Source organism: Polaribacter pectinis (assembly GCF_014352875.1).
Classification (GTDB): Bacteria; Bacteroidota; Bacteroidia; order Flavobacteriales; family Flavobacteriaceae; genus Polaribacter; species Polaribacter pectinis.
The window spans coordinates 827,095-849,190 of record NZ_CP060695.1 but is presented as its reverse complement, the minus strand read 5'-3'; the positions used below and the strand labels follow the sequence as shown (position 1 = coordinate 849,190).

General features: G+C 27.1%; 23 protein-coding genes. 19 read left to right on the top strand and 4 right to left on the bottom strand.

Features of this window, described 5'->3' with window-relative positions:
* The first annotated feature begins 19 nt into the window (after positions 1–19).
* Entirely contained in the window at positions 20–823 is an 804-nt protein-coding gene (locus H9W90_RS04045; RefSeq protein WP_187483184.1) for an SDR family oxidoreductase, read from the top strand.
* A gap of 162 nt (positions 824–985) precedes the next feature.
* Here H9W90_RS04045 and H9W90_RS04040 read toward each other — a convergent pair whose 3' ends face one another.
* Complete coding sequence (locus H9W90_RS04040) at positions 986–2,179, bottom strand: THUMP domain-containing class I SAM-dependent RNA methyltransferase (RefSeq protein ID WP_187483183.1); 1,194 nt, start codon at positions 2,177–2,179, stop codon at positions 986–988.
* A 131-nt stretch (positions 2,180–2,310) separates the two neighbouring features.
* Between H9W90_RS04040 and H9W90_RS04035 the strand changes: the two genes are divergently transcribed.
* The 14 genes from H9W90_RS04035 (at position 2,311) to H9W90_RS03970 (ending at position 14,813) form a co-directional block, all read left to right on the top strand.
* Complete coding sequence (locus tag H9W90_RS04035; protein WP_187483182.1) at positions 2,311–3,036, top strand: class I SAM-dependent DNA methyltransferase; 726 nt, start codon at positions 2,311–2,313, stop codon at positions 3,034–3,036.
* Positions 3,033–3,710 (top strand): ZIP family metal transporter, encoded by a 678-nt coding sequence (locus H9W90_RS04030; RefSeq protein ID WP_187483181.1) that lies wholly within the window; start codon positions 3,033–3,035, stop codon positions 3,708–3,710. The genes H9W90_RS04035 and H9W90_RS04030 overlap by 4 nt, the downstream gene beginning before the upstream one ends.
* Positions 3,711–3,789: 79 nt before the next feature.
* The gene (locus H9W90_RS04025; RefSeq protein WP_187483180.1) at positions 3,790–4,773 is read left to right on the top strand and encodes a papain-like cysteine protease family protein; all 984 of its coding nucleotides are present in this window, start codon (positions 3,790–3,792) and stop codon (positions 4,771–4,773) included.
* An 11-nt stretch (positions 4,774–4,784) separates the two neighbouring features.
* The gene (locus tag H9W90_RS04020; RefSeq protein ID WP_187483179.1) at positions 4,785–5,375 is read left to right on the top strand and encodes a hypothetical protein; all 591 of its coding nucleotides are present in this window, start codon (positions 4,785–4,787) and stop codon (positions 5,373–5,375) included.
* A complete protein-coding gene (locus H9W90_RS04015) occupies positions 5,375–5,716 on the top strand; it encodes a hypothetical protein (protein WP_187483178.1) in 342 nt (113 codons plus the stop codon). Before H9W90_RS04020 ends, H9W90_RS04015 begins: the two co-directional genes overlap by 1 nt.
* A gap of 336 nt (positions 5,717–6,052) precedes the next feature.
* The gene (locus tag H9W90_RS04010) at positions 6,053–7,264 is read left to right on the top strand and encodes a sensor histidine kinase (RefSeq protein ID WP_187483177.1); all 1,212 of its coding nucleotides are present in this window, start codon (positions 6,053–6,055) and stop codon (positions 7,262–7,264) included.
* A 120-nt stretch (positions 7,265–7,384) separates the two neighbouring features.
* The gene (locus tag H9W90_RS04005) at positions 7,385–8,161 is read left to right on the top strand and encodes a hypothetical protein (protein WP_187483176.1); all 777 of its coding nucleotides are present in this window, start codon (positions 7,385–7,387) and stop codon (positions 8,159–8,161) included.
* Positions 8,162–9,874 (top strand): tetratricopeptide repeat-containing sensor histidine kinase, encoded by a 1,713-nt coding sequence (locus H9W90_RS04000; RefSeq protein WP_187483175.1) that lies wholly within the window; start codon positions 8,162–8,164, stop codon positions 9,872–9,874.
* A 62-nt stretch (positions 9,875–9,936) separates the two neighbouring features.
* Positions 9,937–10,578 carry a response regulator gene (locus H9W90_RS03995; RefSeq protein ID WP_187483174.1) on the top strand — a complete coding sequence of 214 codons (642 nt, stop codon included), beginning with the start codon at positions 9,937–9,939 and terminating at the stop codon, positions 10,576–10,578.
* Positions 10,579–10,692: 114 nt separating this feature from the next.
* Positions 10,693–11,562, top strand: coding sequence for a hypothetical protein (locus H9W90_RS03990; RefSeq protein WP_187483173.1), 870 nt, complete (start codon positions 10,693–10,695; stop codon positions 11,560–11,562).
* Positions 11,563–11,581: 19 nt separating this feature from the next.
* A complete protein-coding gene (locus H9W90_RS03985; RefSeq protein ID WP_187483172.1) occupies positions 11,582–12,418 on the top strand; it encodes a hypothetical protein in 837 nt (278 codons plus the stop codon).
* On the top strand, positions 12,411–12,932 hold the full coding sequence (locus tag H9W90_RS03980; protein ID WP_187483171.1) for a hypothetical protein: 522 nt from the start codon (positions 12,411–12,413) through the stop codon (positions 12,930–12,932). Before H9W90_RS03985 ends, H9W90_RS03980 begins: the two co-directional genes overlap by 8 nt.
* Positions 12,933–12,942: 10 nt before the next feature.
* Positions 12,943–13,854, top strand: coding sequence for a DUF6175 family protein (locus H9W90_RS03975; protein ID WP_187483170.1), 912 nt, complete (start codon positions 12,943–12,945; stop codon positions 13,852–13,854).
* Between the two features lie 11 nt (positions 13,855–13,865).
* Positions 13,866–14,813 carry a hypothetical protein gene (locus H9W90_RS03970; RefSeq protein WP_187483169.1) on the top strand — a complete coding sequence of 316 codons (948 nt, stop codon included), beginning with the start codon at positions 13,866–13,868 and terminating at the stop codon, positions 14,811–14,813.
* 75 nt (positions 14,814–14,888) lie between these two features.
* On the opposite strand, the gene H9W90_RS03965 is transcribed toward H9W90_RS03970, so the two are convergent.
* Positions 14,889–17,072, bottom strand: a complete 2,184-nt coding sequence (locus H9W90_RS03965) for an ATP-dependent DNA helicase RecQ (RefSeq protein ID WP_187483168.1) — start codon at positions 17,070–17,072, stop codon at positions 14,889–14,891.
* 141 nt (positions 17,073–17,213) lie between these two features.
* On the opposite strand from H9W90_RS03965, the gene H9W90_RS03960 reads away from it, so the two are divergent.
* The 3 genes from H9W90_RS03960 to lptB are packed head-to-tail and all read left to right on the top strand — an operon-like array spanning position 17,214 to position 19,810.
* Positions 17,214–18,182 (top strand): KpsF/GutQ family sugar-phosphate isomerase, encoded by a 969-nt coding sequence (locus H9W90_RS03960; protein ID WP_187483167.1) that lies wholly within the window; start codon positions 17,214–17,216, stop codon positions 18,180–18,182.
* Positions 18,182–19,018, top strand: a complete 837-nt coding sequence (tatC, locus tag H9W90_RS03955) for a twin-arginine translocase subunit TatC (RefSeq protein WP_187483166.1) — start codon at positions 18,182–18,184, stop codon at positions 19,016–19,018. Before H9W90_RS03960 ends, tatC begins: the two co-directional genes overlap by 1 nt.
* A 54-nt stretch (positions 19,019–19,072) precedes the next feature.
* The gene (gene lptB, locus H9W90_RS03950) at positions 19,073–19,810 is read left to right on the top strand and encodes an LPS export ABC transporter ATP-binding protein (RefSeq protein ID WP_187483165.1); all 738 of its coding nucleotides are present in this window, start codon (positions 19,073–19,075) and stop codon (positions 19,808–19,810) included.
* 62 nt (positions 19,811–19,872) lie between these two features.
* Here lptB and H9W90_RS03945 read toward each other — a convergent pair whose 3' ends face one another.
* Both H9W90_RS03945 and H9W90_RS03940 read right to left on the bottom strand, forming a co-directional pair.
* Entirely contained in the window at positions 19,873–20,247 is a 375-nt protein-coding gene (locus H9W90_RS03945) for a VOC family protein (RefSeq protein ID WP_187483164.1), read from the bottom strand.
* Complete coding sequence (locus H9W90_RS03940; protein ID WP_187483163.1) at positions 20,225–20,956, bottom strand: CDP-alcohol phosphatidyltransferase family protein; 732 nt, start codon at positions 20,954–20,956, stop codon at positions 20,225–20,227. Before H9W90_RS03940 ends, H9W90_RS03945 begins: the two co-directional genes overlap by 23 nt.
* A 97-nt stretch (positions 20,957–21,053) precedes the next feature.
* Here H9W90_RS03940 and H9W90_RS03935 point away from each other — a divergent pair, with 97 nt between their 5' ends.
* Positions 21,054–22,034 (top strand): YheT family hydrolase, encoded by a 981-nt coding sequence (locus tag H9W90_RS03935; protein ID WP_187483162.1) that lies wholly within the window; start codon positions 21,054–21,056, stop codon positions 22,032–22,034.
* Positions 22,035–22,096: the final 62 nt, after the last annotated feature.

Sequence of the window (22,096 nt, the reverse complement as noted above, 5' to 3'; positions counted from 1 at the left end):
GCAATCTTAACAAAACAAAATGGAATTAAAAGATAAAACAGTTTTAATTACTGGTGGAGCATCTGGAATTGGTAGAATAATGGTTCATTTAATGTTAGAACGAAAAGCCAAAGTAATTATTTGGGACATTAATCAAGAAACCATAAATGAAACAATAGCTGAATTTTCTAACAAAGGAGAAATATTTGGCTATAATGTTGATGTTTCTAATCTTACACAAATTAAAGATACCGCTAAAAAAGTGAAGTCGGAAATTGGTATTGTTGATGTATTAATAAATAATGCTGGAATAATAGTTGGAAAATATTTTAATGAGCATACAGCTTCCGATATTTCTAAAACAATGGAAATTAATGCAAATGCACCAATGCATATCACATTAGAATTTATTAATGACATGTTGAATAATAATTCTGGTCATATTTGCAATATAGCTTCTTCTGGCGGATTGGTTTCAAATCCTAAAATGTCTGTTTATGCTGCGAGTAAATGGTCACTAATTGGTTGGTCTGACAGTTTACGTTTAGAGATGAAACAATTAAATAAAAAAGTAAATATTACTACAATATTACCCTACTATATTAATACAGGAATGTTTGATGGTGTAAAATCTAAAATTCCTATTCTTGAACCAGAAGCTACAGCATTAACCATTATTAAAGCAATAGAAAAGAATAAAAAATTAATAAGTATACCTGGTTATATCTACAGATTTACACGTTTTGGGCAAGCATTTATGTCCATTAATGTTTTTGACTGGTTTGCTGGAGACCTATTAGGAATTTATAAAACAATGGAACATTTTACAGGTAGAAAAAAATAATCTTTAAATTTTTGGAACTGAATAAATATAACTTATTTAATAAAAGAATTTGCTCATGTTTATACAAGAGCTTGCAAACAAGTTTAGCCCTGATTGAAACGGCATCCTTTTTTATTTTTCATAAAAAAGATATAGTGGAAAGCAGGAAATAGCTTCAAAAAATTAATCTTCAGAATTAGAATCGGCATCAGTTTCTTCTTTTGGTTCTTTAAACTTACGAGTTCCTTCATACAACTCATATTTTACAAACTTACAGTTTAAATCTCCGTTTTTAAGAGCAATTCTTTTGGAAGTTCTTAAACCAACAGCCTTTAAAGCATCTGTATCTGAAGTAATTAACCAAGCTGTAGAACCAGGATAATTGTGTTTTAAAGTATCGCCAATTTTCTTATAAAATTCTTCTGTATCTATATTTAAACGCTCGCCATAAGGTGGATTGAATAAAATAGTTGTGTTTCCAAAAACTTCTTTTTTAGAATTGAAAAAGTTAACGTGGTGTACGTCAATAAATTCATCTAAATTGGCACTTTCTACGTTTGCTTGCGCTTTTTGAACTGCAGATGGAGCTTTATCAAACCCCATAATTTTAAAGTGAGAAGAACGTATTTTCTTTAATAAAGAATCTTGAATGGTAAAATATAAATCTTCATCATAATCTTTCCAATTCTCGAAAGCAAAAAGTTTTCTATTGATATTTGCCGGAATATTATTGGCAATCATGGCTGCTTCAATAAGAATTGTACCTGAACCACACATTGGGTCTATAAAATTCTCATCTCCTCTATAACCAGATAACAACACCATTCCTGCTGCTAAAACTTCGTTTATAGGTGCAATATTTGTCGCTGTTCTATAACCTCTTTTATGCAAAGAATCTCCAGAAGAATCTAAAGAAACGGTTAACCATTCTTTATGAATATGAATGTGAATTTTTAAATCTGGATAATCTAAATCTACATTTGGTCTTTTGCTATATTTATGTCTAAAATAATCTGCAATTGCATCTTTAGATTTTAATGAAATATAATGCGAGTTTGATGTAAAATTCTTCGAATTTACTACTGCTCCTATTGCAAAAGTGCCTTCAGTTTCTAAATAGTTTTCCCATTTAATTTTCTGAATTGCTTCGTACAAATCTTCTTCATCGTAAATTTTACAAGTTTTTATCGGTTTTAAAACACGAACAGCCGTCCTTAAAGCAATATTTGCTTTGTACATAAAACCAGTATCTCCTCTAAAAGTTACACTTCTAATGCCTTCTTTTACATCTTGAGCTCCTAAATTTTTCAGTTCTTCTGCCAAAACACCTTCTAAACCGAAAAGTGTTGTTGCCGTCATTTTAAAATCGTTATTCATACCTATAAAATTGATTGCAAAAGTACACTTTATTGTTTGAAAATAGAAGTTTGAAGCGTGAAGTATTACTTTGTTAAAATTTCATTTTATACGCCGTAAGATTTGTTTACTTTTACAGACTTAATCTACTTATGAAAACAAAAGATTGGTTTACAGATTGGTTTAACACCTCTTATTATCACATTTTATATAAAGATAGAAATGATGCTGATGCGCAGTTATTTATGAGAAATATTACCTCATTTTTAAGCTTGCCTAAAACCACGCATATTCTAGATTTACCTTGTGGTAAAGGTAGACATGCTGTATTCTTAAATTCTTTGGGTTATAAAGTTACTGGTGGAGATTTGGCTGAAAACTCAATTAAATATGCTAAAAAATTTGAAAATGAAAATTTGAATTTTGAAGTGCATGATATGAGAAAGCCTTTTAATAATACTTATGATTCCGTTTTTAACTTATTTACTAGTTTTGGTTATTTTGAAGATGATGCTGAAGATATTTTAATTCTAGAGAACATAAAAAACGGATTAAACAAAGATGGTTTTTTTGTTTTCGATTTTTTAAATGCAGAAAAAGTAAAATTAAATTTAGTAAAAGAGGAAGTTAAAGTTGTAGATAATATTACTTTTAACATAAAAAGAGAGATTAAAAATGGGTTTATATTTAAACATATTTCTTTTTTTGCTGATGACAAACAACATTCTTATACAGAACAAGTAAAATATTTAGATTTGCCAAAAATGACTTCTTTTCTTGAAAAAGTAGGTTTTAAAATTGAAAACGTTTTTGGAAATTACAGTTTAGATAACTACAATCCTAAAACATCTGATCGTTTAATTATTGTTGCAAAATGAGTTACTTATTATTAATAGCATCTGTATTTATTGGTTCTGTATTGGTTTTTATCTTAAAACCAAACAAGAAAATTGTACGTTTATTATTGGCTTTTAGTGGCGCATACTTATTATCTGTAACCATTTTACACTTATTACCAGAAGTTTATACAACCATTAATGATACTAAAAGAGTAGGAATTTTTATCTTACTTGGTATCATTTTGCAATCTGTTTTAGAGTCATTTTCAAAAGGCGCAGAACATGGGCATATTCACATTCATTCAGATGGAAAAGAATTTCCAACTTTGTTATTTGTAAGTTTATGTTTGCATGCTTTTTCTGAAGGTTTGCCAATACATGATGCAAATGATAATTTATTGTGGGCAATTGTTGTTCATAAAATACCTATTGCTATCGTGTTAACTACATTTTTAATTCAGACAAATTACTCAAAGAAAATTACTTTTATTTTCTTATTAGCATTTGCTTTTATGAGTCCTTTAGGTGTTTTATTAGGAGATAAAATTCAGTTTTTTACTACCTACTCTACTGAAATTACTGCTTTTATCATTGGTGTTTTCTTACACATTTCTACTATTATTTTATTTGAAAGCTCTGAAAACCATAAATTTAACTTGCAGAAATTTATTGCAATTCTTCTAGGGATTTTACTTACCGTTTTTACTTTATAATTTTTTACCTATTTTTAGTGAGATTAATATACCTATTTGTAGGTATGTATTTGTTTTAAATATTTATAATATTTGGAATATGAAAGAATTCTATTGTTTAGAATCAATAACTTACAAACCTCAACCCATTGGATCTAATTGGTGTTGGGCTGCATGTTTATCTAATTTTATTAATAATTTAGATTCTATTTCTAATATTGGGGTAGAACAATGTGATTTGGTAAATTATTATAAAAAATATTTAAAAAAAGTTGATAATAGCTTTAATTATGATGAAGAAAATTGTTGTCCAGAAAACTTAAAAAATTCTTGTAATATTGGAATGAATGATAAACACTTTCCTCATATCCTAAAAAAAATAGGGTTTGAATGTGACACTTATGAAACCATTCAAAAATTAAATTCGTTTGACTTTATTGTAAAAACACTTAAAGAAAACCTTTGTCCAATAGTTGTAAAAACAAAAACTTCTGTGGCTCATGACATTTTAATAACGGGATATGGAAGTTTAGGTGATTGTAAGTATATATTTATTAGCGACCCTTCTAGAAAATATGACGAAATATATTTTGAGTTGGAGAATTTTAGAGAAAAAATTAAGTATGCTGAAAAGTATTGGATTTTAAAAAAATCTAAAAAAAATAATTCTGAAAAAGAATATCTTTTAAGAGATACCAAAGTTGAAGATTTAATTTCCTTTCCAGATTATAAAATGAAAGTATCAAAACATAATATATTATTCAATTATTATAATAATCAACCTAATAATAGTTGTTTCCCATATATACCAAGAAAAATTGTAAATAATTTTATAGGAATAATTGTTCAGAAATTTTTAAACACTAAAGGAATTATATCTAATGAAAGTATAAATATAAACAATGGAAAAATGTATATAGGTGATTATGCGTATTATGGTAATTACAGATTAAAAAAAGGAAAACTACAGGTAAAACCAATAAAGTTTCCTTACAATTATAATTTAAAAAAAGAATGGGTAGACTACTACACTCTTCTAGATAAACTAAAAAACTTACCAAAAATAAAATTTTTTAATAATTAAAACTTAAAATTATGGCTCACGAAAATTTAAAATTTAGACTTGATTTAAATGAAAGAAATGATTGGCAACCTATTTTAGCCACACAAGAGTTTGGCACTTTTTTTATGGTTTATATAAAGTTTAAGGACTTCATAGAAGAAAATAATCAGGGTTTAAGTATTAAATCTTATAAATGTGATTTCAAACTTCAAAATTTTAAAGGAGATATTACAATTGGTTTTTCTAACAATACTCCTATTTTAACGTATCCTGATGGTACTAGACCTTATGATAATGAATTAAACGCATATATTAACATTGTAATACAACCATTTAACCTTAATCATGAAATTAATGATTGTAATTTAATTGTTACACAACCTTTGGAAAAAGGTTTAATTTTACAAACATATTATGATAGAGTAAACCCTCCAATTAATATCTCAGATCCTTTGCATCCAGAAAAATCCTTATACTTAAATCCTAATAAACTTATTAGAGATGGAGAGTTTTATTCAGAAATTTCTACAAGAAAGCTTGGGGATACAAACCCTTTTCCAAATCCTAATGATGCTGGCTGTAGAAATGGGCTTTGTGTTGCCGACAGACTAATAATCGTTTAATGAAAAAAATAATATTACTTTTTTTTATATTTTCCTTCTACCACTTTAATATATCTGCAAATAATGGAGTAAAAGATTTTTTTTATCAAATTAAAACTAATAATTATAGTTCTGCAAAAATAGAGCTAGAATTAATAGAAAACTACAATCTAAAACTTCTACTAATAGATTATTACAATTTTATTTATAATAGTGATATTTCTTTTAAAAACTCAACTGATAAATTAAAACTAAATAATGAGTCTGAATTAATCATTTATCAACTGAATATAGGTTTAAAAGAATATTACGGAAAAGGGAATGAAATACTTGCTTTTAAAACTTTAAAGAAAGCATTATAAAAAGCATTAAAGAATAAAGATAAGATTTTAATATGTGAAATTAGCAAAGCAATACTAGAAATTTATGAGCATTTTTCATCTAATGTTTTAGATAAATCTTTTAATTATTTTTTAGAAATTCATAAAAAACACTCGTATGACAAAATTGAAAAAAACATAAATAAATTATATAATTACATCATAAATATAAGATATAATTATGAAAACAAAGTTTTAATAAAAAAATTATTTAATAAAACTAATGATACAATAAACCTTGATTTATCATATTTATTAAAAACCAAATTATGCTTGGCTAACGCCATTTACCATTTTAAAATAACCGAGAATTTTAAAATGAGTCAAACTTATATCAAAGAAACATCTACTTTACTTAAAGATAAAAAAGGGTACTTTGAAACTGAAAAAAAAATTTCTTCACAGATTATTTTAGGTGCATTATTATTTTTAGACAAAAAAAATGAACTTGCACTTCAAAAATTAAAGGAAGTTTCTATTGATAATGAACATTTTATTTACAAAATACAAAGTAAATATAAAAACTATTGGCTTTATAAAGTGCATAGTAAAATGAATAAAATAGATAGTCTAATTTATTTAAATGAATATTTAGAAATAGAAAGAGAATTAAACCATTCAGCTAGTTTAGCTAGTGTTTCAGATTTAGAAACAAAATATCAAACAGAAAAAAAAGAAAAAGAAAACCTTCAACTTAAACAAGATAATCTTGAGGCAGAAGCAAAAAGAGTAAAAAACAGAAACTTGTTAATTGGCTCTCTCCTATTCATTTTATTAGCAGGAACAATTGGAATTTTATCATTAAAAAACTCTAAAAGAAAAAGAAAACTTGCTGAACAAGAAAAAGAACTAGAAACACAGAAAAATCTTACACTTCTAAAAGAACAAGAACTAACGACCATAAATGCAATGGTAGATGGACAAGAAAAAGAACGCAAACGAATTGCAGAAGACTTACATGATAATTTAGGCTCTGTTCTGGCAACTTTAAAATTACATTTCGAAAACCTTCAAATAAACAAAGAGAAAAAGAAAATAAACCAAGACGAATTATTTAACAAAACAGAAAGTTTAATTGACGAAGCTTATTTAAAAGTTAGAAGTATTGCACACGCAAAAAATGCTGGTGTTATTGCAAACCAAGGTTTACTAACTGCTGTAAAAATGATGGCAGAAAAAATTTCATCTGCAGATTCTATTAAAATTGAAGTTATTGATTTTGGGTTAGATAAACGTTTGGAAAACAGTTTAGAAACAACTGTTTTTAGAATTATTCAAGAATTAATTACCAATATTATAAAACACGCAGAAGCGAAAAATGCGACCATTAATATCTCTTTATATGATAAAAATCTAAACATTATCATTGAAGATGATGGTAAAGGTTTTGAAGTGAAGAAAGTAAATTTAAAAGGCGGAATGGGAATTTCATCCATAAAAACAAGAATTGAGCACTTAAAAGGAACTTTTGAAATTGATTCCATAAAAGGTAAAGGCGCATCAGTTATTATTAATATTCCTATTGAATAATTATTAGTTATAACAACTTTTTCCTTATTTTACAAATTAATATACCTATTTGTAGGTATGTATTTATTTTGAATATTAAAGATATTTGAAATGTTATTAATCAGCTAAAAATCAACAAATATGAAAAAAATTATACTTATTATTTTATGTATTGGTCTTGTTTTAACTTCTTGTAAAGATAAAAAAAGTAAAAATGAGAAGGAAAATGAAAGTAATGAAAAAAAGTATGAGTTAAAAACTCAAAAATTAAGCATGCTATCAAAAATAGATACAATATCAGTAATACAAGCTTCTAAATACAAACGAAACCTAGAAGTTATTCAGGATAGATTAAGTAATAATACTAGAGAAAGTTATTTTAATTATCGTACAAATTCAAATGGCATCAAAATTATTGATACAATCAAAATAAAAATTGCGGTATCTAATAAAAACTTTGAATTTAAAAGTGTAACTAACTTAATGAAGATTAATAACCGTGGTTTAAAAGCAATAGCTATTCATATTAGCGATAGCACCACAAATAAATCATGTAATAAGCCTAAAACTCATATTTTAGAAATTTCTATACCTATCGATCAAATACAACCACATATTATCAACAATGATGAGTTAGTATTATCAAAAGGTGACAAACTAAATGTTATTGTGTTAAATGATGATATTAAAAGCTTTTCTTCATATAGTTCTGATGTTTTTATTGAGTTAGAAAATTATATATTAAAAATGGGGGGAATGATATATGGATGTAATGACTTTAGCGCAATGACAGAAAGGTTAAAAGTTTTATTAAAAGAGCAAAAAGAAAGTCCATTTTATGAAGAATATAATGAAATGGTAAAAATATTACTTAAACCTAAAGAAGGTGGTGGTGGTGTAATAATTGAAGGCCCATAAATGTTAGATAAAACATCTAAATATCTAAAAAAACTACAATTTATAATATTTATAATTTGTAGTTTTTCTTATGGTCAAACTTCTAAATTAGATTCTGCATATTATTATTTTAATAAAGCAAAGCAATTTGATTATCAAAATAAACATTTTAGAGCTTATGAAAATTATATAAAATCTCTAAAATTATATGAAAAAATAAATGAAATAGATAGTGTTGCCAAATGTAATATAGTGTTATTTGAACTTATCGAATCACAAAATGATTTAAACAAAAATTCTAAACCCTATTTAGATGCATACTATACATACGCTTTACAAAAAAAAGATACCTTATTTATACTAAAATCTTACAACAGATACGCCCAAATTTATTGGAATCGAGATACAATAGCAAAATCTAGAAATTATTATAATAAGTTTTTAAAACTTGCAAATTCTAAAAATTTTATAAAATATAAAGCTGGTGTCTATTCTAATCTTGCATTTTTATACACAAAAAAAAAACCAGATTCTTCTACTTTTTATTATGAGAAAACACTTAAATACAAAAATCAATTATCTGATTTTCAGTTATTAGGTACATATATAAACTTTGCAGTTTTCTTGAAAAGTCAAAAAAAGTATTATGAAGCTATTCAACAATTAAAAAAAGCAGAACAATTAAACACTGGTAATTATAAGCTAAAATATAATAAAGTTATATATAGGAATTTTGCGAATTATTATAGTTTGGTAAACAATCACAAAAAAGCACTTCATTATTATAAAAAATACAACGCTGTTAGAGATAGTTTAAATAACACACAACAAAATATTGCAATTTCAGATTTAGACAAAAAATATCAAACAGCAGAAAAAGAAAACCAAATTCTTCAACTAGAAAAAGATAATTTAGAAACAGAAGCCAAAAGAATAAAAAACAGAAACATGTTAATTGGCTCTCTCCTATTTATTTTATTAGCAGGAACAATTGGAATTTTATCATTAAAAAACTCCAAAAGAAAACAAAAACTTGCAGAGCAAGAAAAAGAGCTAGAGACCCAGAAAAATCTTACTCTTTTAAAGGAACAAGAATTAACTACTATAAATGCAATGGTAGATGGGCAAGAAAAAGAACGCAAACGCATTGCAGAAGATTTGCATGATAATTTAGGTTCAGTTTTAGCAACATTAAAATTACATTTCGAAAACTTAAAAATTAATAGCGAAAAGAAAAAAATAGATCAGGAAACTTTATTTAATAAAACTGAAGGTCTTATAGATGAAGCATATTTAAAAGTACGCAGAATTGCACATGCTAAAAATGCAGGTGTAATTGCAAACCAAGGGTTGTTAACTGCTGTTAAAATGATGGCAGAAAAAATATCTTCTGCAGATAAAATTAAAATAGACGTTGTTGATTTTGGTTTAAATGAAAGAGTAGAAAACAGTTTAGAAATTAGTGTTTTCAGAATTATTCAAGAACTAATTACCAATATTATAAAACACGCAGAAGCTAAAAATGCAACCGTAAATATCTCTTTATATGATAAAAATTTAAATATTATTATTGAAGATAATGGTAAAGGTTTTAATATAAATAAAGTAAATCTAAAAAAAGGAATGGGAATTAATTCAATTAAAACTAGGGTCGAACACCTAAAAGGTACTTTTGAAATCGATTCTACCATAGGAAAAGGGAGTTCTGTTATTATAAATATCCCAGTAGAATAAATACCTACATGTAGTGATATTCTAAAAAGTGAAAAAACCTATTTTTGATAAAAAGAAAACTTATGATAACAATAATAATGGCAGAAGATCATCAAATGTTAATAGATGGTGTAAAATCTTTCTTTGAATATGATGAAGATATTAATATTATTGGCACTGTAAATAATGGAGAAGATTTAGTGAAATTAGTTTCTCTAAAACAACCAAAATTAGTTCTTACAGACATTAGAATGCCTAGAATGGATGGTATTGAAGCTACAAAAATTATAAAAAAACAATTTCCTCATATTCAAGTATTGGCCATGACAATGTTCGATCAACCAGATGCCATAAAACAAATGTTAGATGCGGGAGCAACAGGTTATCTTTTAAAAAATTCTGGAATTAAAATGTTATCTAAAGCAATTGTTACAGTTGCAAATGGAGAAACTTTTTTCGACCCAAATGTTGCTTTTAATTTTATGAATAATTACATAGATGAAAACGTTGTAATTGGTAAAACCAATAAAATTGTTTTATCTAACAGAGAAAAAGAAATTTTAAACTTAATTGCAAACGGAAAAACTTCTAAAGAAATTTCTGAAAATTTATTTATTGCAAAAACTACTGTAGATACCCACAGAAAAAACATGATTCGAAAACTAAATTTATCTTCTGGAAGCGAATTAATCAAATATGCAATAGACAAGAAATATCAATTCTAAAAGAGGAAACTACTCTAAAAACCTAACAACTCATAATACATTTACCTACTTATAGGTATGTTTTACAGTTAGTGCTTCATTTACTTTTGAAACAATAACTTAAACAAATATATTATGAAAAAAATTACAAAAATTTGTCTTGGCATTCTGTTGTTTAGCTGTTTAACAATTGTAGGCCAAAACTTCACTTCTAATTTAAGTGCCGTAGATTTAAGTACTGTAGATTTAAACAGCGTAAATGTTAATGACGAAATCATAGATGATAATTCTATAGAAACTTATTCTGGTAGTTTTATAATACAAGATGGTAATCTTGTGTTTAAATCTGATGATTGTACATTAAAAGGATCTGGAATGCTATTAAAAAGTATTTCTGGTAAAAGCTTTAAAACAAAAAAATGGATTAAAAAGGTAAAAAAAGAACCTAATAAAGAAATGCAATATGTTCTTATTAAAGGAGTAAAATCTTCCAATTCTCCTGTAATTTTTGTTAAGAAAGTAACAAAACCATTAAAAAAAGCAAAATCTTGGTCTGGTGGTAGTTCTTATCTATATCTAACTGCTGCACAAGAATTATATAAAAAAACAATTGAATTAAGAGAAAACTACGACTTATTTTCTGTTGATATAGAAGAAGTAGATGATCCTGTTTTAGGGAAAATTACAGAATACACGCTTTATGATTCTAAATGTAATAAAATGTCACCAGATGATATTAAAAAAATGAGCGATAAAGAATTAAATAGTGTAAATAACTCATTAAAAATTGGTGGTGGATTACTTCTAAAACAAGCCGCACTTACAGGTTTAGCAGCATTAAGTACGCAAGAAATTGCAACAGCAAGCATGTTCCAAAAAGTTACAATGGGTAAAGACGCTATTACTGCTGGGGTTTTTCAGGCAGCAATTATTGCTCAATTACCAAAAATAGTAAGCAATTTAAAAGAATCTAAAAAATATATAGATCAATTAAAAGCTGAATAATTCTTAAATAAGAAACATCATGAAAATTAAATCTATATATCTATTTACTTTACTAATATTATTTATAATTCCAAAAACGAATTCTCAACAAGGAGAAGATTATAGGTTAATTGTAGGTGTAGCAAAATTTACATCTACAAATGTTAAACAAGAACGTTTTGCAAATATGGTTTCAGAAAGAGTTTTAGATGTTTTAAACCAACAAAATAGATTTCAAGTTATAGATTTAGATGGAACTGCAAGAGAACAAGCAATTTCTAAATCTCAAGAAAATTATAAGTCCAAAAATTGGATTGAATCTAATAAATCTATTAGCGCAGAATATACACTTACAGGAGTTGTAACTAGTATTAAATTCATAAGATTAAATGCAGGTAAAGGCTATAAAGCTACCTTAACATATGCAATTAAAATTATTAATACAGAAAGTGGAGAAATAATACAGAATGGTACTTCTACTTTTACATCTACTAAAAGTGAAATAAAATTAACTCCAGAAAGTGCTTTACAAAGTGCTTTAACAACCACAATAGTTCCTTTAAGCAATTATTTTTCTACAAGTTTTCCTGTAAAATTGAATCTTGTTAGAATAGAAAAAGAGAAAAAAGAAAAAGCACAGGTTGTTTTATTAGATGGTGGCTCTAAAATAGGTGTTGTAGAAGGAACAAAATTTGAAGCTTATTTTATAGACAATTCTTTAGGTAAACCATTACCAAAATTTATTGGAGAGATAAAAATAACAAAAATTTTAAGTGAAGATTTTTCCGAAGCAAAAGTTACAGATGGAGGAAAAGAGATTTTTAAATATTTAAATGAGGGTAAAAAAATAATTTGTAAAAGCTTAAATAATGATTAATAAACTAAAATTTATACTAATTGCAACTACAATTCTTTTAATTACAAGTTGTGGTTCTAAAAAACAAGTAGCATTTTTTCCAACATCAGAAGTTACCTATCAAGATTACACTGGAGACATTCTTACATTAAGAGTTCTTGGTTATGGTGGTAATGAAAGTGCTGCAATCGAAGATGCACAAAGAAGAGCTATGGAAACACTTTTCTTTAGAGGGATTCCTAATTCTAGTATATCTAAACCTTTGGTTGGGTATAATGAGAATGAACTAAAACAAAGACACAGCTCGTACTTTAAAGACTTTTTTGGATACAAGAGATTTTTAACATTTATATCTGAAACCGCATTTATTGGTGGAGATAAACAAAAAGTTATTGCTACCAAAATAGATAAAAAGAATGGTGCAAGAGAAGATATGGTAGATGCTCTTGTTGTTGCTGTAGATGTTCTAATTAATGTAAAACCATTACGTAAAGATTTAGAACAGAAAAATGTGATAAGAAAATTCGGATTTTAAAATTAAAAACATGAAACTAAAAATTATAATAATTGCATTAATAGCAATTGTATCAGCAAAAACATATAGTCAGAATGTAGAGCAAGTACAACCAACAATTATGGTTATGCCTTTTACAAAATCTGGTGAAAATGCATTAGAATTATTCGAAAATGATTTTAAATGGCAATCTATTATTGCAAGAGTAAATAATTCTCTGCAAGAAAGAGGTTTTAGACCAAAAGATTTACAAGAAACTATAAATCAAGTTAAAAGAACAAAAGCTATAAGTTCTTTAAAGAATGCCAATTTTAATGTGGAAGAGGCAATTTATATGGAAGCAAGAACAGATATTATTGTTAAAGCTTTTATTAATATTCATTCAGAAGATGGTGGAGCTACCAATAGCGTACAAGTTTCACTTAAAGCCATAGAAGCTTCTTCTAGAATGTCTTTATACGATATGCCAACAGCCTCTTCTCCTCCATTTAAAACAACAGATTATGGGTATTTAGTTGACAGAGTTTTAACTGAAGAAAATAGAATAGAAAAATTTGTGGATGGTTTAAATGAAGCTTTCGGACAAATTGTATCTCTTGGAAAAGCCATTACTATAGAAATTTTAGTAACAGAAGACAGTGTTTTTAAATTAGATGATGAAATTGGTGATAATGCAGATTTTGTGTCTGAATTAATAACAGAATGGGTCAAACAAAACGCTAATAAAAATCAATATAGAATTAAGCAAGATTCAGAAAACATTTTAAGTTTTGATGAAGTAAGAATTCCTTTAAAAACGGAAAGTGGCAATAATTATTCTGTAAATGACTTTGCAAGAAGCATATCTAGAGCAATTGCAAAAATTTGCAGAAAAGATGGTGTAAAAGCTAAAAGAAGCAAACCTTCTGTATCTGAAGGAACTATAAGAATTATTTTACCTTAAAAAATTGTATCATGAAAATTAAAATACTAATTATCGTTTTATATTGTATCTCAATTTCCAATATAAACTCTCAAGAAAACCAAGAATTACTAAATTCTAGAATTGTTTTATCTATAGTAATGCCACAAAATGAAGAGAAAATTACCACTTCTAATTTTGTTAAAATAAAATCTAAAATAAAACAGATAATTTCTAAAAATGATGTTGCTGCAACAGATTATTATTCAGATTTTTTAATTTATCCTAGTATAGAAATTTACGACGAAGAAACAATTGATGCTGGTTTACAGCCAATTACTATTATTAGCGGAGACTTCACTTTATTTGTAAAACAGGCTTCAACAAATAATCAATTTGGTAGTATTTCTGTAAAGTTTAAAGGTTCTGGAAATAGTAGATCTAAAGCCATAAAAAACGGAGTTTCAAAAATTAATTCTAATCACAATGATTTTCAAACATTTCTTAAAAATGTAAAATCAAAAATTGTTAATTATTATCAAAAAAATTGCAATTTATATGTTTCTGAAGCAGATAAATTAAACGCTAGTAAACAATATGAACAAGCACTTTTAAAGCTTTTATCTATTCCTGCAGGAGTTACTAATTGCAATTCAAAAATTAATTCTAGAATAGTTCAGTATTACAGAAATTATTCCAACAGTGTTTGTGATAAAAAAATAGTTATTGCAAATGGTTATTATAGCGAGAAAAACTATTCTAAATCTCTAGATATTTTAAGAACAATAGACCCAGAGTCTAAATGTAAAAGTGCTGCATTAAGTTTAATGAAAAAAATTGAGTCTAAAATAGATAAAGAAGACAAACAAGCACTAGATATAACTATGAAAATTTATAATGATAAAGTTTCTATGGAAAAAGCGAGAATAGCATCTATTAAAGAGATTACTTTGGCTTACTATAAAAACCAACCTGATACTAATATTCATGTAATTAGATAAAGTAACTTTTATATTTCCCCAGTTTTATTATCTAAAAAGCTCTTTTAAATAAAAGAGCTTTTTTTATATTTAAATCTAATTTCCTACTTCGTTAATGAATTTAATTCGCATTAAACGCAGTTCATCTTCATCATAATCGCCATCAAATTCATCTAAAGCTTCTTGTATACTGTCAGATTCTGCTTCCATAAAATACTCATGAATCTCTTCTTGCTGATCTTCATCTAACAAATCATCTATAGCATAATCTATATTTAATTTAGTTCCAGAATAGATAATTGCCTCCATTTCCTTAATTAAATCATTCATTTCTTTTCCTTTAGATTTTGCAATATCTTCTAAAGGCAATTTTCTATCAGTATTTTGAATAATATATAGTTTTAAGCCAGAATTAACCCCTGTACTTTTTACTATTAAATCATCTGGTCTTAAAATGTCATTTTCATCAACATAATCTGCAATTAATTTTACAAAGTCTTTACCAAATTTTCTAGCTTTCCCTTCTCCTACTCCATGTACTTTAGACATTTCTTCTAAATTGATAGGATATTTTAAAGCCATATCGTCTAAAGACGGATCTTGAAAAACTGCAAAAGGTGGCACTCCTTGTTTAGTAGCAACTCTTTTACGTAAATCTTTTAATAGTTTTACTAACTTTTCATCAGCAGCTCCTCCAGAAGATTTTGCATTTGTAATTATGTTATTATCATTTTCTTCTGAATAAGAATGGTCTTCTGTCATCATAAAAGAAGTAGGGTTTTTCATAAACTTTTCTCCTTCTTCTGTTAACTTAACAACACCATATTGTTCAATTTCTTTTCTAATATAGTTTACCACTAAAACCTGACGAATTAGTGCCATCCAATAAGAAGCAGTCTTATCTTTGCCTATACCAAAATGTGGTTGTAAATGTGTTTTATGTGATGTTAAAAGTGCATTTTCTTTACCAATAATTGTATTTACAACTTCTTTAGATTTATATTGCTGTAATGTGTCTTTTACAACAGAAAGTAATTTAACAACATCTCCTTTTGCCTCATGTTTTTTCTTCGGATTTCTAGAATTGTCATCCATATCTGCTCCATCACCATTTTTCTCATCAAATTCTTCACCAAAATAATGCAACAAATATTTTCTTCTGTTCATAGAAGTTTCTGCATAACCAACAACTTCTTGTAACAATGCATGACCAATTTCCTGTTCTGCAACTGGTTTACTAGACATAAATTTCTCTAGTTTTTCTATATCTTTATAAGCGTAAAAAGCCAAACAATATCCTTCACCATCATCTCTTCCTGCTCTACCAGTTTCTTGATAATAACTTTCTAAACTTTTAGGAATATCATGATGAATTACAAAACGTACATCTGGTTTGTCAATTCCCATTCCAAATGCAATTGTTGCAACAACCACATCACAATCTTCCATCAAAAACATATCTTGATGTTTAACCCTAGTTTTAGCATCTAAACCTGCATGATATGGAACTGCTTTAATACCATTTACCTGTAAAATCTGGGCTATTTCTTCAACTTTTTTACGGCTTAAACAATAAATAATTCCAGATTTTCCTTCCCGCTGTTTTACAAAACGAATAATATCTTTTTGAACATCTGCAGTTTTTGGTCTAACTTCATAAAATAAATTAGCTCTATTAAAAGAAGCTTTAAATCTGTTAGCATCTGTAATTCCTAAAGTTTTTAAGATGTCTTCTTGAACTTTTTCAGTTGCTGTAGCTGTTAAACAAATAACAGGAACATTATCTATGGCCTTTATAATGTGTTTTAAATTTCTATATTCTGGTCTAAAGTCATGTCCCCATTCAGAAATACAGTGTGCTTCATCAATTGCAACAAAAGAAATAGTTTGCGTTCTTAAAAAAGTTACATATTCTTCTTTTATTAAAGATTCTGGTGCAACATATAAAAGTTTAGTAATTCCGTTAGAAATATCTTCTTTTACTTGTGCAACTTCCGTTTTATTTAATGAAGAGTTTAAAACGTGTGCAACTCCATTGTGTTCAGAAATTCCTCTTATGGCATCTACTTGGTTTTTCATTAATGCAATTAAAGGAGAAACAACAATTGCTGTTCCTTCTTTCATTAAAGCTGGTAGTTGATAACAAAGAGACTTTCCTCCTCCTGTAGGCATTATTACAAAAGTATTTTCATTGTTAACAATACTCTTAATTACCTGTTCTTGTAATCCTTTAAATTTGTTGAATCCAAAGAATTTTTTGAGAGGACTATGTAAATCCATTTATATAAATATTCGTTTAATATTAAAAAACAAATTACCAACCTATTATAGTTTGTTGTAACTATTTTTTGTAGTAAATTTGTCCTGTTTTCTTATCTAAAGATATAACTTTTTTTTATTCTGATAAAATATACTTAAAGCTTGAAAAATTTAGACAACATTTTAATTACTGCAAAAAAAACTATTTTAACAGAAAGTAATGCTATTGCTAATTTAGCAAATTTAATTGATGAAAATTTCGAAAAAGCCGTTAAATTCATATTAAATTCTAAAGGACGCGTTATTGTTACCGGAATTGGAAAAAGTGCGAATATTGCAACTAAAATGGTAGCCACTTTTAATTCTACAGGAACTCCTGCTATTTTTATGCATGCAGCAGATGCTATTCATGGAGATTTAGGGAATGTGCAAAAAGATGATGTTGTTATTTGTATTTCTAAAAGTGGAAATACGCCTGAAATAAAAGTATTAGTTCCGTTAATTAAAAATTACGGAAATAAAATTATAGCAATTACAGGAAATATTGATTCTTTTCTTGGAAAAAATGCAGATTTCCCTTTAAATACTTTTGTAGAAAAAGAAGCTTGTCCTAATAATTTAGCACCAACAACAAGTACAACTGCGCAATTAGTTATGGGAGATGCTTTAGCTGTTTGTTTATTAGAATTGAATAATTTTAGCAGCAAAGATTTTGCAAAATACCATCCTGGAGGCGCATTAGGAAAACGTTTATACTTAAGAGTTTCAGATTTAATAAAAAATAATCAACTACCTAAAGTTGAAGAAAATGATGCGATTGCAAAAGTAATTGTAGAAATTTCAGAAAAAAGATTAGGTGTTACTGCTGTTTTAAATAACAACAAAATTGTTGGAATTATTACAGATGGTGATATTAGAAGAATGTTAAGTAAAACTACTGATATCAATCATTTTACAGCAAAAGATATTATGGGTAAAAGCCCAAAAACAATTCACGAAAATGCAATGGCAATAGAAGCTTTAGATGCTTTAGAAAATGCTAGTATTACTCAAATTTTAGTGGTGAATGACACCAACGAATATGTTGGTGTTGTGCATTTACACGATTTAATTAAAGAAGGAATTTTCTAATGGCAGAAAAACAAAAAGAAATGTCTTTTCTAGGTCACCTAGAAGAATTAAGATGGCATTTAGTAAGAGGTGCATCAGCAATATTTATTATAGGAATTATCTTATTTGTCTTTCAGAAAGAAGTCTATGAGAATTTCTTATTAGCACATAGAAACCCAGACTTTATAACGTACAGATTATTCTGTGATTTCTTTTCGTTCTTTGGTTTAGATAGTAGTTTTTGTAACGTAGTTTTTAAAGACAATTTAATAAGTTTAAAACCTACACAACAATTAATGAACTCAATCTGGTCTTCATTAATATTAGGTATAATTCTAGCTTTTCCTTATCTTTTATGGGAAATATGGAGGTTTATAGCTCCAGGATTAACAAAGAATGAAGTTAATAAATCCAGAGGTTTTATTTTTGTAGCTTCCTTTTTGTTTTTCTGCGGAATTGCATTCAGTTTTTATGTGATTGCTCCAATTTCAATTCACTTCTTATACAATTACCAGATAACAGATTTAATTCAGAATAACTTTACAATGGATTCTCATATTGGTCTAGTTACCAATATGTTATTAGGTGTTTCAATTCTTTTTGAATTACCTGTTTTAGTCTACTTTTTAACAAAAATAGGTTTGATAACTCCAGAATTTTTAAAGAAGTATAGAAAACATGCCTTGGTTGTTGTGCTAATTTTAGCTGCTATTATTACGCCTCCAGATATTGCGAGTCAGATTATTGTGGCAATTCCTATTCTTATTTTATATGAAGTAAGTATTAGAGTTTCTAAAATGGTATTGAAAAAACAAGCCAAAGAAGCTAGAAAAAACACGAAAGTTAAGCAGAAATAGATAAATTATAATTACTTTAAGAGTTAACTTTAACAGTTTTACTATCTTTGAAATATGATTTTAAGAGCAGAAAATATTCAAAAAATTTACGGAAGTAGAAAAGTTGTAAAAGGAATTTCTTTAGAAGTACAGCAAGGAGAAATCATTGGGCTTTTAGGGCCAAATGGTGCAGGAAAAACAACTTCTTTCTATATGATTGTTGGAATGGTTAAACCTAATTCTGGTAAAATTTTCTTAAATGACGAAGAAATTACTGAAGATGCCATGTACAAACGTGCTCAAAAAGGAATTGGTTATTTAGCACAAGAAGCATCTGTTTTTAGAAAATTATCTGTAGAAGATAATATTATGTCTGTTTTAGAATTTACAGGATTGTCTAAAAAGGAACAGAAAATAAAGTTAGAATCTTTAATTGAAGAATTTAACATTGGTCACGTTCGTAAAAACAGAGGAGATTTATTGTCTGGTGGAGAAAGACGTAGAACAGAAATTGCTCGTTGTTTAGCCTCTGACCCAAATTTTATTTTATTAGATGAACCTTTTGCAGGTGTAGACCCAATTGCTGTGGAAGATATACAGAGTATTGTAGCGCAATTAAAGAATAAAAATATTGGTATTTTAATTACAGATCATGATGTACAAGCTACTTTAGCAATTACAGATAAAACTTATTTAATGTACAATGGAGGAATTTTAAAAGAAGGAACTCCAGAAGATTTAGCTGCAGATGAAATGGTACGTAAAGTGTATTTAGGTAAAGATTTTGAATTGAAAAAGAAGAAAATATTTTAAATTTCTATTTTCGCAGCAATCACAATTTATAAGGAAAAATCTAAATAAATTTTGATAAATTTTTATTGATTAAAATTACCAAAATGCCACAAGATTCCTGATGGATCGTGTAAAAAAAACTCTTTTCCCCAATCGTTAACAACAATTTCAGACAGTCTGACTTTAGAATATTTTTTTGGTAGATTTTTAGCTTTCATTTTTACTAGATAAGTCTCTAAATCTTCTACTTCTAGAAATAACATCGAATTATCTACCCAATCTTTTACAAATGCTTTTTGAAGATAAAAACCTAATTTTTCATCAACTTTAAAAAAAGACATATTTTTTGATATAACAACTTCAGTAAATTCTAAATCTTTATAAAAACTTCGAGATTCATCGAAATCTTTTGCGCCAATAAACGCTCTTATCGATTTAAACAGTTGCTTTTTTTCCATAATTACTAATTATTGATAAAACTACATAAAGCAATATAATTAATGGAATAGAAATGTATTGTAAGAAAATAATCATCAGCAAAGAAATTACTAGAAACAAATACTTAACAACATTATTTTTTACTGAATAATCTTTAAATTTTAAAGAAAATAAAGGTAATTCTGCATTCATTAAATACGTTAAAAGCAATGTTATAGCAATTAAAAAGTAATTATTAGACAGTAAACTTTGTACAAATTCAATTTCTGTATTCATTTGAATTAATGGCAAAGAAATTACAAATAAACTCATAGCTGGTGTTGGCAAACCTATAAAAGAATCTGATTGTCTTGTGTCTATATTAAATTTTGCTAATCTGTAACAAGCTCCTAAAGTTAATAGTAAACCCAAAAAAGGTAAAAAAGTTGGAAGCGTAAATTCATCTGTAAAACTTCCGGTTTCAATTTGTTTATCAATTAATAAATTAAACATAATAATTCCAGGAACAACACCACTTGTAACCATATCCGCTAAAGAATCTAACTGTTTACCTAATTCTCCAGAAACATTTAGCAAACGTGCTGCAAATCCATCGAAAAAATCAAAAAATATTCCTATTACAACTAATAATCCTGCAGTTACAAAATCACCTTGAACAGCAAAAATAGTTGCAACTGTTCCACAAAAAAGATTACCAAGCGTTAATAAATTAGGAATGTGTTTTTTCATTAGTTTTTTATCGTTTATATCGCTAAAATAAGAAATCCTATTTTGTTAGTTTTCTAATTCATTTAATTTTTGTCATATTTGTAGAAATATAAAAGCCATGCCTGTTTTTACTTCTGACTTCTCTCCTACTTTACCTTTCAGAAATGGTTATTTTAACACCATGTACAGGCCACTTTTTATGAAAGACACCTGTCAGTACTTACGAAAACGAGTTACAACTTGGGACAATGATTTTATAGATTTAGATTTTTCTTTGGTAGGTTCTAAAACGTTGGTTTTATTGATACATGGTTTAGAAGGAAGTTCTGAATCTAAATATATAACATCTAACACAAAACACCTTAATAATTTAGGTTTAGATGCTGTTTGTTTTAATTTAAGAGGTTGTTCTGGAGAAGACAACAAATTGCTGGCAACTTACCATAGTGGAAAAACTGAAGACGTAGATTTTGTATTAAACTATTTAATTAGAAATTACGATTATGATAATATTGTAATGGTTGGCTTTAGTTTAGGTGGAAATTTAACTCTAAAATATCTGGGTGAAAATACCTCTAAATTATCACCAAAAATAAAAGGTGGCATTGCTGTATCTGTTCCCATTCATATTGCTTCCGCAGAAAAAGAAATGGACAAGTTAAAAAACAAATTGTATATGGAAGTGTTTTTTAAAACCATGAAAAACAAACTTTTAGAAAAAGCCCATAAATTTCCAGAATATAATTTAGATAAAGATAAATTGTTTAAAGCAACCAAATTTAAACATTTAGAATATTTATATACAGTGCCTGTTTTTGGTTTTAAAAGTCCAGAAGATTATTGGGAAAAAGCAAGTTCTAAACAATTTGTTTCTAATATAGATAGACCAGCACTTTTAATTAATGCAAAAGACGATACTTTTTTATCCAAAGAATGTTTTCCTTTTGAAGAAGCAAATAGTTCTGAATTCTTTCATCTTGAAGTACCAGATTATGGTGGTCATGTAGGTTTTATGTCTTCTTTTAAACCTGCTGAAAACAGATGGTTAGAAAATAGAATTGCGCGTTTTATAGAAGAAAATATCCAGATTGATATTTAGCAAACAATATCTTTAGAAAACATCAGTTATTTTAGTAAGAATTAAGATATTTGTTATTGATA

Excerpts from the sequence above, each read along its gene's own strand:
- H9W90_RS03990 (WP_187483173.1), top strand. The coding sequence starts at position 10,693 with ATGAAAAAAATTACAAAAATTTGTCTTGGCATTCTGTTGTTTAGCTGT.
- H9W90_RS04025 (WP_187483180.1), top strand. The coding sequence starts at position 3,790 with ATGAAAGAATTCTATTGTTTAGAATCAATAACTTACAAACCTCAACCC.
- H9W90_RS04005 (WP_187483176.1), top strand. The coding sequence starts at position 7,385 with ATGAAAAAAATTATACTTATTATTTTATGTATTGGTCTTGTTTTAACT.
- H9W90_RS04040 (WP_187483183.1), bottom strand. The coding sequence starts at position 2,179 with ATGAATAACGATTTTAAAATGACGGCAACAACACTTTTCGGTTTAGAA.
- H9W90_RS04010 (WP_187483177.1), top strand. The coding sequence starts at position 6,053 with ATGAGTCAAACTTATATCAAAGAAACATCTACTTTACTTAAAGATAAA.
- H9W90_RS04020 (WP_187483179.1), top strand. The coding sequence starts at position 4,785 with ATGGCTCACGAAAATTTAAAATTTAGACTTGATTTAAATGAAAGAAAT.
- H9W90_RS04045 (WP_187483184.1), top strand. The coding sequence starts at position 20 with ATGGAATTAAAAGATAAAACAGTTTTAATTACTGGTGGAGCATCTGGA.
- H9W90_RS03995 (WP_187483174.1), top strand. The coding sequence starts at position 9,937 with ATGATAACAATAATAATGGCAGAAGATCATCAAATGTTAATAGATGGT.
- H9W90_RS03985 (WP_187483172.1), top strand. The coding sequence starts at position 11,582 with ATGAAAATTAAATCTATATATCTATTTACTTTACTAATATTATTTATA.
- H9W90_RS03965 (WP_187483168.1), bottom strand. The coding sequence starts at position 17,072 with ATGGATTTACATAGTCCTCTCAAAAAATTCTTTGGATTCAACAAATTT.
- H9W90_RS03940 (WP_187483163.1), bottom strand. The coding sequence starts at position 20,956 with ATGAAAAAACACATTCCTAATTTATTAACGCTTGGTAATCTTTTTTGT.
- H9W90_RS03935 (WP_187483162.1), top strand. The coding sequence starts at position 21,054 with ATGCCTGTTTTTACTTCTGACTTCTCTCCTACTTTACCTTTCAGAAAT.
- H9W90_RS04000 (WP_187483175.1), top strand. The coding sequence starts at position 8,162 with ATGTTAGATAAAACATCTAAATATCTAAAAAAACTACAATTTATAATA.
- H9W90_RS03980 (WP_187483171.1), top strand. The coding sequence starts at position 12,411 with ATGATTAATAAACTAAAATTTATACTAATTGCAACTACAATTCTTTTA.
- tatC (WP_187483166.1), top strand. The coding sequence starts at position 18,182 with ATGGCAGAAAAACAAAAAGAAATGTCTTTTCTAGGTCACCTAGAAGAA.
- H9W90_RS04015 (WP_187483178.1), top strand. The coding sequence starts at position 5,375 with ATGAAAAAAATAATATTACTTTTTTTTATATTTTCCTTCTACCACTTT.
- H9W90_RS04030 (WP_187483181.1), top strand. The coding sequence starts at position 3,033 with ATGAGTTACTTATTATTAATAGCATCTGTATTTATTGGTTCTGTATTG.
- lptB (WP_187483165.1), top strand. The coding sequence starts at position 19,073 with ATGATTTTAAGAGCAGAAAATATTCAAAAAATTTACGGAAGTAGAAAA.
- H9W90_RS03945 (WP_187483164.1), bottom strand. The coding sequence starts at position 20,247 with ATGGAAAAAAAGCAACTGTTTAAATCGATAAGAGCGTTTATTGGCGCA.
- H9W90_RS04035 (WP_187483182.1), top strand. The coding sequence starts at position 2,311 with ATGAAAACAAAAGATTGGTTTACAGATTGGTTTAACACCTCTTATTAT.
- H9W90_RS03970 (WP_187483169.1), top strand. The coding sequence starts at position 13,866 with ATGAAAATTAAAATACTAATTATCGTTTTATATTGTATCTCAATTTCC.
- H9W90_RS03975 (WP_187483170.1), top strand. The coding sequence starts at position 12,943 with ATGAAACTAAAAATTATAATAATTGCATTAATAGCAATTGTATCAGCA.